Raw genomic sequence first — 18,187 nt, 5'->3', positions numbered from 1 at the left:
TGCAGACATGGAAAAGGCGGCCAATAGCCGCCTTTCTTGTGCAGATTATTTACCGGCCCGCCACGATGGACGAAATGATTCCGGTTGCGATGCTGATCAACATATAATCGTTGTTGACCTTGACCCAGTGATAGCCGCGTGGCGGCTTGCGCAGCTTGTAGCCAGAATAGTTGTTCACGACGTGGCCGCGGTAGTTTGGCGGCAGGCGGTTGCCCTTCTTCCAGCTCTGGTGACGGCGATTGTCATATTTACGCGCATCATATTTCGGACCACCCTTGTGCATCTGGCTGTGAGACGGCTTGCCATGTTGCGACGGATACGGTTGGGCCATCGCAGCAGGAGCTGCAAGAAAGGAAAAGGCAGTAAGAGCAATAACGATCGGCTTCATATCGGCTTCCTTTGTTTATTCGATGTAAGGAAAATGCGCTCGCCAACGTGAACGCCAAGTGAATACTCCCATTAAATAAATTTAATGATTTCATACGATTAGTTTTCATCAAAGCGCACCATGTCCAATCAAAACAGGATCGGAGATCAGTCCAGCGAACTTATTTCCTTGTGTAGGCGCGTCGCACTTTTCGGGATGCACTCCAGCTCAAAGCCATTATGTTGCGTTTCCCATCCGACTAAAATGCGCTAGGTAGAACCCAAATTCGTACGCACCTCTCAATGAGGTAAGTGTCAAAGGACTACATCATGATGAACTGGGTTTTCATTCTGCAAGGCGTTATCGCGTTCGGACTGGCTGGGTTGGCGATTGCGGTCATCCTTCGCCATCGTCGCCACTAACGCGGTTTCGATCTGCGATATTTTTCGTCCGGGCCTGCAGGTTCGAACGCAACCGATCATGAAATCAATCGTTTAAGCTTAGTCTGGTATTTCTCAGGAGGAGACAGGGATGCGGAAAGTGGCGCTTGGTTTGGTGGCCTTGCTCGCAATAACGGGCTGCACGACCACCGAAAAGGATATTTCCATCGGCACCGGCGCAGGTGCCATCATTGGCGGCATTGCTGGCGGCGGACGTGGCGCACTGATCGGCGCAGGTGCGGGCGCATTGGGCGGCCTTCTGGTGCGTGAACTGCGCAATGGCAATTGCCAATATCGCGACCGTCATGGCCGCATGTATGTGGCTCGCTGCAGACGATAGTTCCAGCAATCCGCAAAGATCCTCGAAAGCGCCGGTTTTCCGGCGCTTTTGTTATTCGGCACGCACGGCCTGTCTGCCCTGATTGGAACCTTCGCTCATCGATGTCGTTTTATAGACAATAGAGACAGTTCAGGGAGAACTCCGATGAAGCTTGCTCTCAAAGCCGCTCTTGTTGCCTTGGGCGTATTTGCGGCGGGCGCAGCGCAGGCCGCGAACGCCATATCCACCACCAACCTCAATATTCGAACAGGCCCCGGCACGCGCTATGCGACACTGGGTTCCATCCCAAGCGGAGCGCCTGTCACTGTGCGTGGCTGCACATCCGGTTATGGCTGGTGTCAGGTCAGCTACGGCCCGACTTATGGCTGGGCATCGTCGCGCTATCTGGCATTTCGCGAGGGAACATCAGGTGGTTACTCCGATGATTTCGGTCGAACAGCTGCACTCATCGGCATTCCGCTTATCGCTGGCGTTGCCATAGGCTCTGCTCTCAATGACCGGGATGACTATTGGTATCGTGATCGTCGCTACTATCGCGACAGGCATTGGGGTCGCCGTGGATGGCGTGATCGTCCAGGCTGGCACGGGAATGACCGGCCGCGTGTCTATATGAGGCACCGTGTTCCCGACGGTCCACACGGACAATAACGGACAACCGAACAGACATAAAACGCCGCGAAGTGCTCGCGGCGTTCTGTCTTCGTTGGAAGGCTCGTACCGTGCCCTATTGTGTTTTCAGGTAAACTTCGTGCCAGAGGGTGACACGGTCAGCTTCATCGAATTTCAAAAGCAGCATCGCTTCGAATTGATCCGTCGTCTCATCGAGACGCACGACCGTGGCAGTCATTGCCAGTACGGCTGAATTTCCTTCCACCACAACGTCTTGCACATCGTAGTCGATGGTGTGAATCGTGCTGCGGAAACCATTCAGAAAGGCCAAATAATTGGCATGATTGGCAGGATGGATGCGTCCATTGGCCTTGACTATGAACTGGTCCGCGAATTTCTCCGCTATGATTGCCTCTGTAAGCGCTCCGCCTTGAACCAGATGCTTTCGGTTCCAATCCAGAAGCCCCAAGGCCAATTGTGCCGTGGTTTGCTTGTGCAAGATGGCCTCCATGTCGGTTGCAATAAGGCGCTCCTCTGTCAGGCCTTTGCACTATGCTCAAGATCGAGCCTGTGCTTTTGGCCTTCTTGCAGTTTAAATTGGCCCAATATCGATATTCATTGCCTTTGTCGCTTCGTGAAGATCGTCAGTGCCAGACCGATCAAAACAAGTGTGACACCCGCAGCGAAATACCACCCCATCGTATCGCCAAACATGACCGACGAAGCCATGACCCCGAACACAGGCTGCAAATACTGAACACTGGCAGCCGTTCTGGCAGGAACCGTCCGCAGGAGATGAAGCCAGAGGAAAAAGCCAGCAACGCTAACAATGAAACCAAGATAGATCGCTGAAACGATTGCAACATAATTGAGCTGAAAATCGACGGTCGAGATTTCCCATCCGGCAAACGGCAAGAGTGCCAGCAAGCCGAACCAAGTGCTCCATGCGACAACTGTGGCTGTCCCGTACTGAACCGTGAGCTGAACGCTCCACACATAATAGAAGGCGATAGCGACTGCCGACAGCAGCAGGAAGCTTGCACCGACGAGACTGTTTTGCGTTCCAACCACAGACGGATCGCCCTTTTCCAGAGCGACCAGACCGATTCCCACAAAGGCGGTAACCAGTCCGAGCATCTGCACGCCTGAAACGGCCTGCTTCAGGCGAAGGGCTGCAAAAACGACGACAAACAGGGGAATGGTAGCGGAAATAATCGTTCCGGCTGATGCCGATGTGCCGGCAACACCCAATGTCTGTGAAACTTGACCAATGCCGATGCCCAGAACACCCAACCCTGCCAGTCTGGGAAAAGCCTTGAGTGGAAGTCTTTGTTTGCCCAGAACGAAGAGCGGCAGAAGCGGAACAGCTATGCCAAACCGCAATGCGGTCAGCGTCAGCGGCGGCATTGTCTGGAGTCCGAGCTTGGTCACCGGAATGGACAACCTCCTCTTCGGCTGCCGTCGCGACCTCTGACGTAAGCTTGCACCACGCGAACAGCTGGCTGGGCGCAATGCCATGACGACGGGCGACCAGACTGACCGTTGCGTCCGCCTCGTAGGTTTCGTGGACAATCGCAAGTTTCTCCGCTGTACTCCAGCGTCGACGCCGCTCAGGGCCGGAAAGAATTTCCATCTTAATGCTATTACCAGTCATAATGTGAACAGTAGTCCTATCACTTATTTAAGTGGCAGAAACTGTCCGGGCAATTAAGGGGCTATTCCAGGATAGAATGAGGGGGCCGAATAAAGACGGGCTAAAATGACGGAACAAAATTTCGCCAACGTAGTTTCACGCAATGCATCGATACCACTCCGCGCCAGTACGGCTCATTCACCACTAGAACCGTCGCTGACGCAGCCCTGCCTAGCTCGTCCCTAGGGCAGGCGCCTTTTTCTAGTTATTCGCTGGGTCCGTACGAAGCTCAGCGGATAGAGCAGACGGCAAGGACATGCACCTCATTTGCCGAGCGCGGCCCGACGACTCCGGGAAGAGCGTGTCGGGGCTTTTAAAATGAAGCCCTTGCCCGCGATCGCAAACACGTTAGTTTTTGTATTACCATGCCTCGATAACAACACTCAGGAATGGTAGGAAGCCCCGACGTTTGGAGAGGCGTCGGGGCTTTACTATTAAAGATCCTATCGTGTGCAATCCGTTTAGCGCTTTCAAATTAACCGGCTCAGAATTACGCCAGTACTTGCGCTGCAAACCACAACCAATGCCAGAAACTTCGTGAGTGACAATTGTTCGATCCATCGAACTACCCACAAACGCGGCGCTTCGACCGTCCTTTTGCTGTACATTCTCCCCTCCCTTTTTTGGAGAGACCTTTTATCGTACGGTCAAAAAACTGTCAGCACTTTCTTTCGTTTATATTGATGTCCCACAAATCAATCCTTAGGACTTTACAAACGCGAAGTTCTGAATAAAATTTTGGGTGCCGATGAGACATGACTTCAACCCGCGCGATCACGCCGCGGGGTTATTTTTTATGTGGAGCTGGATTTCCGAACATAAGATCGTTCGGGCTGCGTCAGAATAGTGAGTATCTTGCCCCTAAGTGACCTTAATTGTTCGCTTGCTATCAAATCACAAACAGTCCACCCTAAAGTGTCAGTGAATTGATTTAATACAGGCTCTGCTGACGTGGGTTGAATTACCCTTGCCCGCAATTTGAAAGGAGGACGCCATGTCTTCCAATATCCATAATGGCGATTTTCACTCAAACCATCGCATTCTGAAGCAGATGATTATTAAGGCTGGCTATCTCACGTCCAGGATGAAACCCCTACCAGGGCCCCATTATAATGAGTCAGCGTTAGTTCTGAAGAGTTTTATGGCTGGAGTAATGGGCGACATTCAAACGGACCCAGATTCACAGACGGAAGTGTCTTCTGCTTATGGCACGGCTCAATAATTATCCTTTGAGGGCGCCCAAACAGGGCCTCTCAAACAATAAGTTTGAAATCGTTATTTCATTGTAAAAACAACGGAAATATTAAGATATTTAAGTATTTTTATCTGTTAAATTAGTCGAATCATATTAAAAATTTGACACAAATAATTAAAATTGCTACAACATGACATCGAGATTTTCTTGTTGAGATTAGCTTTCTGCACGATTAGCGCCGTGCGTTGACGAAAACTCCCTTTAAAAAATCGTTTCATCTCTGCGTTTGTTTCGAACGCGGCTATCAATATTTCTATGAAAGGGGTTCCAATGAACACCGGCACAGTTAAATGGTTTAATACAGCAAAAGGCTTTGGGTTTATTCAGCCTGAGAATGGCGGCGGCGATGCGTTTGTTCATATCTCTGCGGTTGAACGCGCAGGTATGTACTCGCTTACCGAAGGCCAGAAGCTCACTTATGATCTGGAACAGGATCGCAAGTCGGGCAAGATGTCTGCTTGTAATCTGCAAGCAGCCTAAATGAGGCTTTTTCTTTCTTGTGACCACGGATGTACTGGCACTGTTGAAAGAAATTAGCTTTGGGGCCAAGCATTGCTTGGCCTTTTTTTATTTTAATTGCTCGGCAAGGGAAACAACACGAAAGAGAGATTAGAGCGTTTCCCTTTCAAGTTGGATCATATCCGCACGAGTTGAAGTAATTCTGAGCCTCTTGCGGTTCGATGAGTTCAACCATCTGACCGATGCGATCCCAAAGCCCATTGACTGTTCTCTCGGCAGCCTTTCGTAAAAGCGCCTTCAGCTTGGAGAAGGCCTTTTCGATCGGGTTGAAGTCTGGACTGTAAGGTGGAAGGAACATCATTGTCGCGCCGACCGCCTCGATCAATTCTCTTGCTGCCGGTCGTTTGTGGCTGGACAGATTATCGAGGATGACAATATCACCTGGTTTCAATGTTGGAACCAACACCTGAGCGACATACGCCTCGAACCAATCACCGTTGATGGGGCCGTCGATGACAAGTGGCGCGACCATTCCCGTATTGCGCAGCCCCGCAACCAACGTGGTCGTTTTGCGATGGCCGTGAGGAAAACCCATTCGCAACCGCTCACCCTTGCGGCACCGCCCATGACTACGGGCCATATTGGTCGCTGTCCAGGTCTCATCGATGAACACGAGCCGCTCTGGATCGAGATCAAGTTGCTCCTCGAACCAGCATTGCCGCTTTTCCAGAACGTCTGGACGGCTTTGCTCTACAGCATGGCCAGTCTTTTTTTACGCGTTTGTTCGTGCCGGACAAGAAAGCGGTGCAGTGCCGACTTGCTGATTATGATGCCTTGGGCGGCCAAATCACTGCGAAGTTCGAAGAGAGTACCGTCCCTGTGTTCGGCGAGCCAGATCATGATCTGATCAGCATGAGCTTCTGTCTTGTGAGAATTGCGGTCGCCGCCCAGTGGACCGGGTCGAACATTTCCCTGCTGGAGTTGAAGGTTACGCCAACGGCTAACGCTGGCTGCGCTTACACCGAAACGCTCAGCAGCCTCTCGATGCGATGCACCGCCATCAACGGCAGCAACTACACGTATTCGAAGATCAATGGAAAGGGCTCGCGACATATCTGCCGACCTCCATCGGCAGATAGCTTGAATCAGAAAGTAACTGATTTGCAAAGCCTGCTGATTCAATCAGGCAGGGAAACGCTCTAAAATGAATAACCATGAAGAGAATATCGGCCTTACCGTACCCGCCACCAATCTTAGCATATTGAAACATGCTGTTGCTACGCCGCGCGAAATTGAAGACGCGCACAAACAGATGTCATCCCCCTCAGAAGATTGGACAAAGCTTTCCAATATACTTAGGCGGTCATGCGGTGGCTCATCGCGAAAGCGTTCTTTTCGTAGATAAGCGCTCAAAGGGTGCGCACGACTGGCTACGTTTACCTCCGCGTTTCCACAGCCTTAGGCCCCCACACGAAGTATAAGATCTTATTCAGATCATACATTCGGTTGGCCGCATCTTTTTCCCCGAACCGATAGCAGGCCTTGAAAATGTTGCCGGGTGCGAAGGACATGCCTTTATGCTCGATTAGGTCGTTCAGCTCGGTCGCGCCAGCTGGCAACTCATAATAGCTCGTGCTGCCGCCATCGGAGGTGCCTGCAGGGGGAAAGCCAGGGGCGTCTTCCATAGATGCGGCTTGCCCGGCAACGTCGGCGACGGACCCAACAGCCCCAGTTCCGCCGCCCGCTTGATGCTTTCGTGGAATGCCACTTTTTAATGCCGAGCGCAGTGGCAGCCTTAACCAGCGTGCCGTGCTCGCGGTAGGCCTCGGCGCGCCGCAGGAGTTCTTCGTGTGAAAGGCGCGCACCCGCGCCCTGTCTGTCATGGGACATACAGTCTCCTCGTGTTTGGTTGGTAGCCGTGGTGAGCGGCGCAAAAGGAAAAATGAAATGTCTCGATAAAGGTGGTGTTAATGGGCAAATAAAAATCGCGGCGGCTTTTGATGGCGGCGCGCCATAACACAGGTTCGGACCAGTTAAGTGATCCCTCCCCGTTATCCACATATGCCCCCAGCGGGCGCACCCAAAGAATGTTAACACTAGATTTAGTATTTGCGGAGATCGGCGCGCAATGAGATAAACAAAGGGCAAGAAGCGAAATGATTCACTTCTTGCCCCTGTGTCGATAAAAACGGAGCACCAATCGGCACTCGGCGTTTTCTCGCCTTAGCAATCGAGTGATACGCCTCTAGGGACTTTCAATCAAGATGCTCTCGAAAGAGTCTACAACAAATGGCGAAGCCACCTCTAAAGCCAGGTAATATCACTCCCCGCTCCGGCCAGTATGCAACTATTGGACCGCGCGGCGGTGTTGGACCAGAAATAACTGGAGTGCAAGGAAAGCCCTTACCTCCAACCCCTAAGCCTGGCTCAAGCTATCGCTTGGTTGATCCAACCAAGCACAAATAAAAAATTGGCGCCCTTCGGGGCGCCTTTCTTATATGACCAGCATCGTCACCACGAGATATTGCCGCCGCACTATCCACCGGCTACAAGCGCACATGATTTCATTTCCTTGGTGGGTTGCCGCCCTCGTCTATATGTCAATCTACTGGCCGATTACCGTGATGATAGCGGCGGCTATAGTCATGACGGCATTCCTAGGCACAAAGAATGTCGGGTGGCGGGTTGCGTGGTGCGCGCTTGCAATCCCGATCGTGGCGCCCGTTATTTGGTTCTGTTCGCTGGCATAAATAAGAACTCCGGCGCAGCGGGGCGATTGATCTCATTAAGCCGTTGCATTCACATGACCCGGAGAGCACTTGAACCTGAAAATCAGTAGTGAGTTACTCGCGTCTCCAGCTGCCCAAAAATGAAACGAGCGGCCCGAAAGCCGCTCTCTCAAAAACTGGTTACTTAGCCCATCGGCCCTCGTACTTAAACTCGGCGGCCTTTTCGAGTTGTTCCTTGGTAGCGTTCATTTTCGCCGACCATTTCTTATCATTCTCAGAATAGACAATCTCGATGGCATCAGGGTCAACGACCACATACTTTTCGCCGACGCCCAAGAAGCCGCCGACCGATACGATATAGCCTTCGACGTCACCGTCGCCCATCACTACATCCTGAATCTTGCCGATGCTCTCATCGTTAGCATTCGTAACGTCAAGATTCAGGATACTACTAGTAATAACGTCGGTCGGCTTTGCGGTAACAAATGCCTCTTCTTGCATTGCGGTAGCGTTCTGCGCATTTGCAAAAGAAACGATTGCAGCAGTTGCAACAGCAGCTAGAAAAATACGACGCATATTATATTCTCCATTCATATTTGGTATTTCCGAACATATAATGCATGCGCAGTATCTTTGGTTCCAACCTTTCAGGAATTAAATTCTACTTCTAGCTGACTTAGGCTGCATCAGATTGTCAATCCGCTCGGTGAGTCCATCGATGCGATGCGCCACGCTTTCAATGGCCCGCATGATCTGCGACGCCTGTTCCTGCATGCCTGCCTTCGTGGCGAACGTCTCGGCTGCGCGCAGCTTGTAATCGGAAAGCTCCTGCCGCGTCAGGCTAGCAAGAGCGGTCGCAGCTTCGGCTTTCGCCGCGTTGCGCGTCTCAGCTTTCGCGATTTGGCTTTCGACGTACTTCCATAGACCTAACGGAAAGCCCATAATCATTACGATAAAGCCGACAGCGGCCATGATTTCAGCGCCGGTCATTCGGCGTCTTCCTAAGATTAGACATATGATTTACCGTTTCATAAATTTAACGCTTAGCGCAAACGTTCACGCAGCGTGACCGTGACGCTGTCTCCCGCAGACTTTGCAATCCGCTTGAGAAGGTCAGCTTTGATAGGAAGTTTGTGAGTGCCGTCTCCGAGCGCCATGAAGGAACTTTCAAAGTCCACGCCGTCGACGCTTGCCTTCACTTTGACAAGGCCCCTTGTTCCAAAGAAAGCCGCTGCATCGGGCCAGACAATGTACGTCCAACCTCTTTTTTCTGGCTTTTCTGAATTACCGCATCAAACGTCTTGTCCAGCGTGCTTGGCATTCAACCACTCCCTGAAAGTTGAAAAGTCACGCAGTTTATCAGCAATTGGGCGCGGGCGAACCTCCTTGCAAGACACGCCTTCACGGTTTCACTCCGCAAAGCTTTTCCAGTTTTGTGTTCTCTGCGAGGATCTGACGTTTCGTGCCATCAGTCAGGCTGTCCTCGACGCTCGGTCGGACAGGCCGGGCCACGTCGCAGTAGCTACCGGCTGTCGCGCAGCCACCGAGAAAGAGCAGCGTCAACATCGCCGCCGCCAAGCTTGCTCGTTTCATCTTCGATCTTCCTTGCTTTGTTGGCCTTGTCGCTGCCGTTGACGATTGCGCGGGCATCCTGCGGCGCAGCCCAGCCACTACCGAAGTGATCAGTCAGCCGCTTGCCCGTGAACTTGCCGTTGATCATCCCGTTGAACAGGATGCGCACAGCCACGCCGTCCTCAAGCGCTTTGTCCGGCGCGACGCCAAGGCCATACTTTTCATAATTGTCGCGCTCGGTGATCATCGCCAAACCGCGACCGCGGTATAGCCAGCCATCGTTGGCGCCGGTATTTCCTATGCGCCCGCCGTAGACCTTGTTAGCCAAGGCCTGCGGATTGCGCACATAAGGTTGGGCGCTCTGCACGGAGGAGAACCGCGACGGCCAGACCTGCCGGATGCGAGCCGCACTGGTGTAGTTCAAGTTTCTCTCGATCGGCTGCATCTTGCCGCCGGTCTCATGGAACGCCGTCGCGAGCACGTAAGCCGTCTGCTCGTCTGGCAGGCCTCGGCGCTCGGCCATAGCCAGAATTGCCGACGTACCGTCGACCTGCGCTTGGCTCAGCGCCCGCCAAAAGGCGCGCGCCTCGCATACGCGAAGAACGCTGTTTTGTTCATGGGGATTTCCTGAAATTTAACATAAGAGGCTCTTGAAACCGTCGATGCGATCACTAAATCGAAGCCGTCATTCCAACACACTTCGTTCGATCAAATGGAGGTTTCGATGAGCGACCGTTTGTTTGACAGTCCAATTTTTGTGAAGGACGGCGAATACTTAATCCAAGAGATTGCAAGCATCGAAGATGCTATTGATTTTCTTTATGACTGGCCCGACGAACAACGCGACGTCATATTTGAGGTTACGTGGAAAACCTGCTGCGATGCACAGAATGGGCTTAAGCCGGTTCACGTAGCGCGTAACGCATTCGAAGGCTTCGCGAGAAAGCGCAATCTGCTTGAACAGCCGGAAGCGGCAATCCCATGGATGATGAACAAAGCTTCGAGCGGCGGTAGAATTCCGATGTGAGGTGGTGTCATGCACTGGTATTTTCTAATTGAGGGCACAATCTTCGTTGCGCTGCTCTGGGTCATATCAATGCTTTTCTGGGACACCAGACGAAAACAATGAACATAGACCCCCGGCTCATTCCGGGGTTTTTCTTGAGGATTTTGTCGTCGGAGGGTTGTCCGACGAACGAGCAAGGGCCATTACCGCCTGACCTCTCCCCAAGACAAAGGTAGTTCACCAAATGCTAGTAAGATGGTCCGGCTTCGGAATGGTATCGGTTTTTGTGCTGATTGCAGGAATGCTTGGAGCAACTTTCCTACTGCGGCCATATTTCATGCAGAGCATAGCACTTCATCCCGCCGCTTACGTCGCCAACGGTATCGGTCTAATCCTCGGTGCCGCTGCCAACCTTTTTGTGGCCGCAGCTTTCAACAAGATCTCTTCCGAAACGTATCACAGCTTCATGGGTATCAGCATGATTGGATGGTCGGTTATTGGTGCCGTCGGAGGTGTAGCCCTCGCTGTGTATGGATGGACGCTATAGTCGCTGCGTCTATGATATACTTCATCAGCGTGCCCATCGTGTTCGCCGCACGTGGAGGCGCGTAGCCCCGGCGTATTGGGAGACGTGCCGGGGTTTTCTTGTTCATCCCGAAACAGACTGTTTACAATATGCGAGATAAACGTCGACTGGGCACCTATTATTGCTTTCAGCGTGATTTCCCAAGGTGCTCGGCCCCAGTTCAGTGAAACCTTACTGGGGCCTTAAACCTGCCACTGCAAGGACTTGCCTGCCACGCCCAAATCAGTAAGCTGTGCTGGAGAACATGGGGAGCGTTATGCGTGGCGAATTTCTAGATAAGAACAGGCAAGAAGTAGTCATCAACTTTGAGCATGTTTTGTCTGTTGAGACCTTCCACCGCCGCTTCAGCCCGCGCAACTGCGTCTTCGGCAGCAGCAAGGATAGCTTCCGCATCGCCGTAGGACAGCAATCGCAACTCGGTGCCGGTATCGATGCAAAGCAGAGCCATACCTGGCATGAGATACTTAGCAGGAACCGGTTGATTGATGTTGGTAACCAGTGCGCGATTAATTGCGCCGGATAGCCGAGCCGCTGTAGGGCAGAGTGGCGGTCTTTCTGGGCTGGTGACAGTCCTCCCTGCCCGACCTTAGTCTCGATCATCAGCAGACGCCCGAATTCACCATAGATGCGGAGGTCAGGTTCACCGCTGGTAATTCCCGTTGCGATTGCCTGAGCCTGAGCCATCGGGCCTCTCTTGCTCGCGTTCATGTCTCCCGCCAACAGGAACTGGCGCTGGTACTGTGGCAGTCGGCGCAATGCGGAAACCTGTGCCGCCTGTAATTCCCATTCGAGCGGCAGGGCTGGCTTTGTCGTCACATTGCCAGACTTGGTGCTGATCTTGACGCGGGCGCCGTTGATGCGGACGGTTTGGTTTTGGTGACGGTTGTCGTCGTAGACAAAGGCGCGCGTGTGCGGCTGCGTGCCATGTGAGCTCCTCGTGTTGATTGCGGTATGCCGTTGGTAGCGGCAAGAGGAGTGTGGAATGTCTCAATAAATGTGGTGTTAATGGACAGGCAGAAAACGAGACGTTACCCTGCCATGGGGCAAGGCGCTTTGCGGTCCTCCAGTTACACCATTCACCGGGGGCGTCTTGTTGCCTTCCTCACATCAGGTTGTATTTTGGAAAATCCTAAAATCAGGAAAAGTGCGCACTTCTCAAATTACGAGAACTGCGCCGCGCGCTTTGTGCGTAAGTTTCTATATAAGAACTCTTACGCACCAAAAGCAGCGTGCATTTGCGAACTTCTTTTAGGGTTTTCGAGAAGTGCGCAAAAATGAGAGGGAGGACGTACCGCCTCCCTCCCGTGTGCGGCCAGAAAACTATGCCTTATTGATTTGGCTTATGGCCAAGTTCGTTAGTTTGTTATTTGTAGCTTTCTCTTGATCCAAAATTTGGGTCAGTAAGGTGTGCGCTTCCGTGTGTCCGAGCTCCTTTGCCCATTCGCGCAGCGAACCGTATCTGGAAATTTCATAATGCTCGACTGCCTGGCAAGCTGCGAGCAAGCCTGCGTCAAGAGCTGTTCCGCTTGCCTCTTCAATCAAGCCGTCGGCTTCCTTGATCAGCCCTTCGATAGCATCGCATTTCTCGGCAGTAGGCTTTAGCTTGAGAGACTTAAATACCTCATTCAGGATCGTGATCTGCCCCTTGGTTTCTTCGAGATGTTCCTCAGCGGCTTGCTTAAGTTTGGCACTTTTGGCCGCCTTGGCGACTTTCGGGAGAGCCTTCGTAATGGCATTCTCTGCGTAATAAATGTCCTGCAATGTATGCTCGAAAATATCAGACAAAGTTTTCATGATCGTCCTCCTGGTTGGAAAAGCGAAACGAACCATTTGCTGATATGTTCCTTATTATAAGTCCACAACTTGAGCGAGAACCTGCTGTATTAGTTAAGCTGGCCTATTGAACGCGGCGATAGCAGGCTGTATTTTTTGCGGGTTTCCGCTGACCTTGCCCCCAAGTTTTATCCAGTTTTGAGTTCGCTCCAGCGGTTTTGGTGAGGTGCACCCCGATTTTGGGCCACGGAGAGCTGGAATTTTCCGGGTTTTGCACTGAGCCCCAAGATTGGACCGCCGGGAATTAGAATTTTCCGGCTCTTATGCCAATGGCGGGCTGATGACGCCATCGGGATTATGCAAGGCAATCGGCACGTTATATCCGATTGCCGAGTGAGGACGATCCTCATTATAGTGTCGACGCCAATTCTCCAACTTTTCGCGCGCATCTTCAAGCGTTAAGAACCAGTGTGCGTTCAGGCACTCGGCGCGAAGCTTACTGTTGAAGGCTTCGATGAACCCGTTATCCGTCGGCTTTCCGGGTCGGGAGAAGTCCAGCGTGACCTTGTTGGCATAGGCCCACAGTTCGAGGTCACGCGAAATAAACTCACTTCCATTATCAACCCTTATTGTCTTCGGATAGCCAGCACGACGACACACTTTCTCAAGTGTCTGAACGACATCCTCACCACGATAACTGAAGCGCGGATCGGTTGCCGGCGAGTAGCGTGAATGCGTATCGACAATAGTCAGAATCCGGAGTTTCTTTCCTGTTGCCAACTGATCATGCACAAAGTCCATCGCCCAAACATCATTCGGCCCGATCGCTTGTTGACGATCCTCACGCAGCTTGGCCTTGACACGACGTTTCGGATGTTTATTCCTGAGTTGAAGTCCTAACTCATTGTATATTCGACGTGTTTTCTTCATGTTAATGGTCCAGCCCTCGCGACGAGCAGGACGTGTACGCGACGGTAACCGTATCGCACACGGGTCTCACAAATCTCTTTGATCCGCTTCTCAACAGCGGCCTGCACGGTGCGGCGGGACTTGTAATTGATAGTCGATCTTTCGAAGCTTAGTGCTGCACAGGCCCGTCGGATCGATATTCCCCAATCAACAAGCATTCCCGCCACCAGATCACGTTTCCGCGCAGGCCTTAAAGTTTTCGGCGGATCACATCCTGCAACATCTCCCGATCAAGCGTGAGGTCTGCAACAATCCTCTTCAGCCGCGTATTTTCCTCTTCCAAGGCGCGCAGCCGCCGTATCTCATCAGGCAGCAGACCTGCATACTTTTTCTTCCAGTTGAAATAAGTTGCCTGGCTGATCCCGCTCTTGCGACAGATTTCCGCTACCGGAACGCCGTCATCTCCCTGCTTGAGAATAAACACCTTCTGAGCGTCCGAAAACTTCGATGCTTTCATGCCTTCCACTCCTTCTCCCAGCCAGGAAAATAGCGCGGAAAACTCTCATTATAAACGGTCCAGTTTTAAGGGAGCAGAGCAGTGGGGAACTGGTGACGCGCTACGATGAGCGCCTGCTATCCAACACGAAAATCTCGTTTATGTACTCGCCGGGGAAGACACCCGTGACTTTTGAGGTGGACGGTTTCCGTTTCGGCTGTGCGGTCGGCATGGAAGCGCACTATCCCGAAATATTCATCGAATACGAGCAGCTTAATGTCGATTGCGTACTGTTCTCGACAGCAGGAGAAACCGCTTCTGGTGCTCCGGCATTTGCTGCTGAGGTATTGGGGCATGCTGCAAGCAATACCTTTTGGGTCAGCTTTTCAACTCTCGCACCCCAGAGCACGGCTGCTCCTTCGGGCATTGCTTCGGTGGATGGTCAGTGGGCAGCGCAGTGCCCTATGAACGGGTTACCCGCTATCGCTGTCGCGGATATCAAAACCAACCCGGAGGGTCTTGCGCGGCCGTGGCGGAGAAAAGCTCGCAGCGATCTCTACACTCCTCACCACCTAGAAGGTGATCCAAGAAGTGATGGCAGAAACCTATTTTAGCTGATCATCAATGATCGGGGCCGGCCTTCGGCCCCGACAACATGTTCATGTCGCGGAAATCCTAAGTTTCGCGACAAAATCGGCGGCACCGAATTTTTCAGGGAAAATTCTGTCGCAAAAGACGTGTGCAAAAGTCAGGCTTGCGGGACTTACTTTTGCACACGTCGCGGCCCGGAATCCGGGCCGCTGCGAACGTGATGCAGGTTTCAGGAATTGCCCGACAAAGTCATTAGCTCGAAAATTCTATTGGTTTCATCCTCGTTCCGAATCGATCCCACCGACCCCTGACAAAGCACGAGATCGCTTTTTGGTCCGCATCGTGATCGTGAAAGCCAGTGAGCGTTATACCTAGCGGGAGGAAGACGATGAAGCCGGCCACCTCAAATGTATCGGCCCTGCCGCTGTGTGCCCATAGCATTTCAAGTACGTCTTTCTCGGAGGACAGAAACAGATCTTCTGATCCGTATTTTACTGGCTCGCTGGCGTCTGGTGAAAAGCTGATTTCAACCAATGAATTTTGCTCGAAGATGACTACAGGCCTATCGGGTCCAAATAGGTAGCGGGCCGCATTCGGGGGGCTGCGCTTGATCACAGGATGCGTTCCCATGATGCCCTCAACCTTTGGCGGGGACATTCCAAACCGCAAAGGACCTGCTCCACCATACCCATCAATTTGCCAAACCATCAACGAACCTTAACTGGCCAGAAGCGGCCATTCCGAATCCTTTTCCTGTCGCAAAATTTCCACAACCTGCGACACGCTCTGCCATCGTAACATGTTCGATTTGTAATGCTTCGATCAACCCGGTGAGCGAAGGGAACGGGATCGGAAGTCGACCGTGGACGAAATCTATACGCTGAGTTTGCGTTGCAGTTTCGGACCGACGCAGAGGGAATGATCGTTGAGAAAGGTCAGAGATGCTGACCCAAGGGCAACATAGTGGCCAAAAAAGGCCAAATATCGTGTCATTCGACAAGAACGAAAGAGTGGTGATCCCGACAGGATTCGAACCTGTGACATTCAGCTTAGAAGGCTGACGCTCTATCCAACTGAGCTACGGGACCTCTCCTTTCGAAAAAGATCGAAGATATTTCAATTTGCACAGGGCTTTGCCAGCAAAGCCCTGCCGAATTATCGCATTGCCCGGCCTGAAACAAGTGTCAGGCTAAACAGGCAATCAATGCACCTCAATGCGTCCAGGGCATCGTCCGGTCGAAGCGGAAATTGTCCGAGTAGGAAACCTTGCGGCGCTTCGGCTCATTCGGTTCCGTAATGCGATAGGCGATGCCATTGCGCTTTGCATAATCGACTGCTTCTTCCTGCGTGGCGAAGAACAGACGAATCTGGCTCTTCATATCACCTGAAGAAGTGTAGCCCATCAAAGGCTCGACCATACGCGGGCTTTCCGGTTCATATTCCAGAAGCCATTGGTCTGTCTTAGCCTGACCGGACTGCATTGCCGTCTTAGCTGGACGGTAAATACGTGCAACCATTTGAAGAACCCTGAACTACTCTCTTGCCCCGCTGGGGGAGCTGAAAATCCACCAAGCCAATAGTTTACACGGGAATGCATGTCAACGCGATAAAGACGCACGCCACAGCCTGTGCCGGGGCGTTCATATATCGACCATTTCAAATCTTGGGGAAGATGGTCGGAGCGGCAGGATTCGAACCTGCGACCCCCTGATCCCAAATCAGGTGCGCTACCAGACTGCGCTACGCTCCGTCGCTTTCAAGCGGTGCGGCTTCACTAGATAATCCAAAGAGATAAAGCAAGAGGCAAATTTGCCAGTTTGTGTTTTTTCCATTCAATAAAAAAAGGATGACGCATTTTTGTGGTCATCATGTTCTGCGGAACCAAATCACGCGCGCGAACGTTCCCACTTCACCATCAACCAGCTGGAGACTGAATGTGAATAGAAACGGGCTTTATCTGATTATTGGCGCGCTGATTGTCGTGGCTGCGGGTCTTGCGGTTTATGTCTATCGTGAAGAGACTAAACCCGCCGGGATTGAGATGAAAATCGGAGAAGGTGGTGTTTCCATTCAGGAAAACTGAAATCAGCAAGACGTTATAAACATATAAACCGATTAAGATTTCAAACGCTTACGCTTTGTGATGCAACGTTTCGGACTTCGCCATGTTATTTGGGGCACCAGATAAAACGGAGGACCGAAATGGGTATCCAGACTGTTTCCGACGAGCTTTATCGTCGTCATGAACGCGAATGGGCAGAGTTGCGCAACGCAGTTGAAGCAAGCGAAGCCAACCAACGGCAGCAGAAGAAGGCTTCAGGCCAAACCTCTTGCGATGACAAGACGTCTGGGCACCAGTAAGTCTTCACCAATCCACCTTGAAACGCCGCGAAAGCGGCGTTTTTTGTTTCCGCTTCGTCGTTCCAGCCGTTCGCGCCCGATGCTGCGGTAACCAAATGCGAAGGAACAATTGGTAGCGTCTCCCCATCGCGATTCGAAGAGGAGACAGACGATGGCTGCACGGAAACGCACCACCCGCTCGCCCAAGCGCTCCACAAAGCGCTCGGCCAGGTCGTCGGGCAAGTCATCCGGCTCGTCCACTCCCATGCTCGCGCTTGCCGCAATCCTCGGCCTTGGTGCTTTCAGCCTGTGGGCAACCTCGCAGCACAAGAGCCCGCAAGCCGCGATCACAGCCCTGTTCCAGCGCCCCGCTTCCAAGCCGAACACACAGTCATCTGCGAGAGCCGAGCCAAAGGCGACCGTCACCAGCAAAGCACCCGAAAGCAAGGCCCCCGAGAACAAGGCGTGGTCGAAGGATTATGGCGCTGCCGTCGGCCCTGTGCCGCGTCCATCGGCGCCCGTTATGTCACCCGCACCGCAAAAGCCGGTACAGCAGGCAGCAATCCAGACCGCCACCCCGCCCCGCCCCACAAATCAGGTTGTCGTGTCCCCACCAGCCGCTGCACTGCGCTCCATGCCGCCGCGTGGCGTCAACACTCCCGCAAGCTCGCCTTCGGTGATTTATGCCAAGGCGCGACTCACCATCCATAAGAATGCGTGGGACAAGTCGCCATCCATCGGCGTCGTGGAAAAAGGCCGTGAGATGCGCTCCTATGGAAAGACCGGACGCTGGCATCGCGTGATCGTCCCGAAGACGAACATGATCGGCTGGGTGCATGAAGATCAGCTTATCGGTGGACGCAACAAGCCTGACAGTGCAAGCCTTATCACCGGCTCGATTGCCAGGAAGACGCAAACTGCAACGGCAGCCGCACCAAAACAGGCTCCAAATCCAGCGCATTCACGCATGGAGCCGCCCAAAGCTGTCGGCCAGAAAAACTAGAGCTGCTCCGGTTAAAACG

The 18,187-nt window shown here is 52.6% G+C and carries 20 protein-coding genes, 2 tRNA genes and 4 pseudogenes; 10 read left to right on the top strand and 16 right to left on the bottom strand.

Annotation, left to right across the window (positions count from 1 at the left end):
- Positions 1–49: 49 nt before the first annotated feature.
- Positions 50–388 (bottom strand): RcnB family protein, encoded by a 339-nt coding sequence (locus ABDF71_RS05865; protein ID WP_010661056.1) that lies wholly within the window; start codon positions 386–388, stop codon positions 50–52.
- A 510-nt stretch (positions 389–898) separates the two neighbouring features.
- On the opposite strand from ABDF71_RS05865, the gene ABDF71_RS05860 reads away from it, so the two are divergent.
- Both ABDF71_RS05860 and ABDF71_RS05855 read left to right on the top strand, forming a co-directional pair.
- Positions 899–1,147 (top strand): YMGG-like glycine zipper-containing protein, encoded by a 249-nt coding sequence (locus ABDF71_RS05860; RefSeq protein ID WP_012092366.1) that lies wholly within the window; start codon positions 899–901, stop codon positions 1,145–1,147.
- Positions 1,148–1,291: 144 nt separating this feature from the next.
- Entirely contained in the window at positions 1,292–1,795 is a 504-nt protein-coding gene (locus ABDF71_RS05855; RefSeq protein WP_010661054.1) for an SH3 domain-containing protein, read from the top strand.
- Positions 1,796–1,871: 76 nt separating this feature from the next.
- Here ABDF71_RS05855 and ABDF71_RS05850 read toward each other — a convergent pair whose 3' ends face one another.
- From ABDF71_RS05850 to ABDF71_RS05840, 3 genes and pseudogenes are all read right to left on the bottom strand, one after another.
- Positions 1,872–2,255, bottom strand: coding sequence for a hypothetical protein (locus ABDF71_RS05850; protein WP_235691865.1), 384 nt, complete (start codon positions 2,253–2,255; stop codon positions 1,872–1,874).
- 116 nt (positions 2,256–2,371) lie between these two features.
- Positions 2,372–3,187, bottom strand: coding sequence for a DMT family transporter (locus tag ABDF71_RS05845; RefSeq protein ID WP_328589814.1), 816 nt, complete (start codon positions 3,185–3,187; stop codon positions 2,372–2,374).
- A pseudogene (locus ABDF71_RS05840) lies at positions 3,183–3,410 on the bottom strand (transposase); the annotation flags it as partial. The gene ABDF71_RS05845 and the pseudogene ABDF71_RS05840, both read right to left, overlap by 5 nt.
- A 1,033-nt stretch (positions 3,411–4,443) precedes the next feature.
- Here ABDF71_RS05840 and ABDF71_RS05835 point away from each other — a divergent pair.
- Both ABDF71_RS05835 and ABDF71_RS05830 read left to right on the top strand, forming a co-directional pair.
- Positions 4,444–4,671, top strand: coding sequence for a hypothetical protein (locus ABDF71_RS05835; RefSeq protein ID WP_010661716.1), 228 nt, complete (start codon positions 4,444–4,446; stop codon positions 4,669–4,671).
- Positions 4,672–4,974: 303 nt separating this feature from the next.
- Entirely contained in the window at positions 4,975–5,184 is a 210-nt protein-coding gene (locus tag ABDF71_RS05830; protein WP_010661715.1) for a cold-shock protein, read from the top strand.
- Between the two features lie 145 nt (positions 5,185–5,329).
- Here the strand turns inward: ABDF71_RS05830 and ABDF71_RS05825 are convergent.
- From ABDF71_RS05825 to ABDF71_RS05800, 6 genes are all read right to left on the bottom strand, one after another.
- Positions 5,330–6,276, bottom strand: a protein-coding gene (locus tag ABDF71_RS05825; RefSeq protein ID WP_011982578.1) for an IS630 family transposase whose coding sequence is annotated in 2 segments (ribosomal slippage) — positions 5,330–5,937 and positions 5,937–6,276 — 948 coding nt in all. Because the reading frame shifts where the segments join, the coding sequence is not laid out codon by codon here.
- Positions 6,277–8,072: 1,796 nt separating this feature from the next.
- Positions 8,073–8,468: a PRC-barrel domain-containing protein gene (locus ABDF71_RS05820; RefSeq protein WP_010661713.1), complete on the bottom strand. Its 396-nt coding sequence runs from the start codon at positions 8,466–8,468 to the stop codon at positions 8,073–8,075.
- Positions 8,469–8,546: 78 nt separating this feature from the next.
- Positions 8,547–8,882: a hypothetical protein gene (locus ABDF71_RS05815; protein WP_010661712.1), complete on the bottom strand. Its 336-nt coding sequence runs from the start codon at positions 8,880–8,882 to the stop codon at positions 8,547–8,549.
- Positions 8,883–8,935: 53 nt separating this feature from the next.
- Positions 8,936–9,142: a DUF1905 domain-containing protein gene (locus ABDF71_RS05810; protein ID WP_235819933.1), complete on the bottom strand. Its 207-nt coding sequence runs from the start codon at positions 9,140–9,142 to the stop codon at positions 8,936–8,938.
- Positions 9,088–9,213, bottom strand: coding sequence for a hypothetical protein (locus tag ABDF71_RS05805; protein WP_255487980.1), 126 nt, complete (start codon positions 9,211–9,213; stop codon positions 9,088–9,090). Before ABDF71_RS05805 ends, ABDF71_RS05810 begins: the two co-directional genes overlap by 55 nt.
- A gap of 201 nt (positions 9,214–9,414) precedes the next feature.
- Positions 9,415–9,987, bottom strand: coding sequence for a hypothetical protein (locus tag ABDF71_RS05800; protein ID WP_235909156.1), 573 nt, complete (start codon positions 9,985–9,987; stop codon positions 9,415–9,417).
- A 201-nt stretch (positions 9,988–10,188) separates the two neighbouring features.
- Between ABDF71_RS05800 and ABDF71_RS05795 the strand changes: the two genes are divergently transcribed.
- Entirely contained in the window at positions 10,189–10,491 is a 303-nt protein-coding gene (locus ABDF71_RS05795) for a DUF982 domain-containing protein (RefSeq protein ID WP_500061300.1), read from the top strand.
- 250 nt (positions 10,492–10,741) lie between these two features.
- The gene (locus tag ABDF71_RS05790; RefSeq protein ID WP_040129468.1) at positions 10,742–11,017 is read left to right on the top strand and encodes a hypothetical protein; all 276 of its coding nucleotides are present in this window, start codon (positions 10,742–10,744) and stop codon (positions 11,015–11,017) included.
- Positions 11,018–11,354: 337 nt separating this feature from the next.
- Here ABDF71_RS05790 and ABDF71_RS05785 read toward each other — a convergent pair.
- The 3 genes and pseudogenes from ABDF71_RS05785 to ABDF71_RS05775 form a co-directional block, all read right to left on the bottom strand.
- Positions 11,355–11,567 (bottom strand): annotated as a pseudogene (locus ABDF71_RS05785) (hypothetical protein); the annotation flags it as partial.
- An 809-nt stretch (positions 11,568–12,376) separates the two neighbouring features.
- Positions 12,377–12,850 (bottom strand): YciE/YciF ferroxidase family protein, encoded by a 474-nt coding sequence (locus tag ABDF71_RS05780; RefSeq protein WP_010661706.1) that lies wholly within the window; start codon positions 12,848–12,850, stop codon positions 12,377–12,379.
- Between the two features lie 300 nt (positions 12,851–13,150).
- Positions 13,151–14,255, bottom strand: a pseudogene (locus tag ABDF71_RS05775) (IS3 family transposase).
- Positions 14,256–14,338: 83 nt separating this feature from the next.
- On the opposite strand from ABDF71_RS05775, the pseudogene ABDF71_RS05770 reads away from it, so the two are divergent.
- Positions 14,339–14,848, top strand: a pseudogene (locus ABDF71_RS05770) (carbon-nitrogen hydrolase family protein); the annotation flags it as partial.
- 988 nt (positions 14,849–15,836) lie between these two features.
- Here ABDF71_RS05770 and ABDF71_RS05765 read toward each other — a convergent pair.
- The 3 genes from ABDF71_RS05765 to ABDF71_RS05755 form a co-directional block, all read right to left on the bottom strand.
- A tRNA-Arg gene (locus ABDF71_RS05765) sits at positions 15,837–15,913 on the bottom strand.
- Positions 15,914–16,036: 123 nt separating this feature from the next.
- Positions 16,037–16,342 carry an ETC complex I subunit gene (locus ABDF71_RS05760; protein ID WP_010661699.1) on the bottom strand — a complete coding sequence of 102 codons (306 nt, stop codon included), beginning with the start codon at positions 16,340–16,342 and terminating at the stop codon, positions 16,037–16,039.
- A gap of 156 nt (positions 16,343–16,498) precedes the next feature.
- Positions 16,499–16,575: transfer RNA gene (locus ABDF71_RS05755), tRNA-Pro, on the bottom strand.
- 186 nt (positions 16,576–16,761) lie between these two features.
- On the opposite strand from ABDF71_RS05755, the gene ABDF71_RS05750 reads away from it, so the two are divergent.
- From ABDF71_RS05750 to ABDF71_RS05740, 3 genes are all read left to right on the top strand, one after another.
- Positions 16,762–16,908, top strand: a complete 147-nt coding sequence (locus ABDF71_RS05750) for a hypothetical protein (RefSeq protein ID WP_010661698.1) — start codon at positions 16,762–16,764, stop codon at positions 16,906–16,908.
- A gap of 119 nt (positions 16,909–17,027) precedes the next feature.
- Complete coding sequence (locus ABDF71_RS05745) at positions 17,028–17,186, top strand: hypothetical protein (RefSeq protein ID WP_167387083.1); 159 nt, start codon at positions 17,028–17,030, stop codon at positions 17,184–17,186.
- Positions 17,187–17,337: 151 nt separating this feature from the next.
- Complete coding sequence (locus ABDF71_RS05740; protein WP_500061296.1) at positions 17,338–18,168, top strand: hypothetical protein; 831 nt, start codon at positions 17,338–17,340, stop codon at positions 18,166–18,168.
- The last annotated feature ends 19 nt before the right edge of the window (positions 18,169–18,187 follow it).

The sequence above is a fragment of the Ochrobactrum sp. WV_118_8 genome, from assembly GCF_039631535.1.
Taxonomy (GTDB): domain Bacteria; phylum Pseudomonadota; class Alphaproteobacteria; order Rhizobiales; family Rhizobiaceae; genus Brucella; species Brucella anthropi.
The sequence above is the reverse complement of the archived record's forward strand: the minus strand, read 5'-3'. Positions and strand labels throughout refer to the sequence as shown.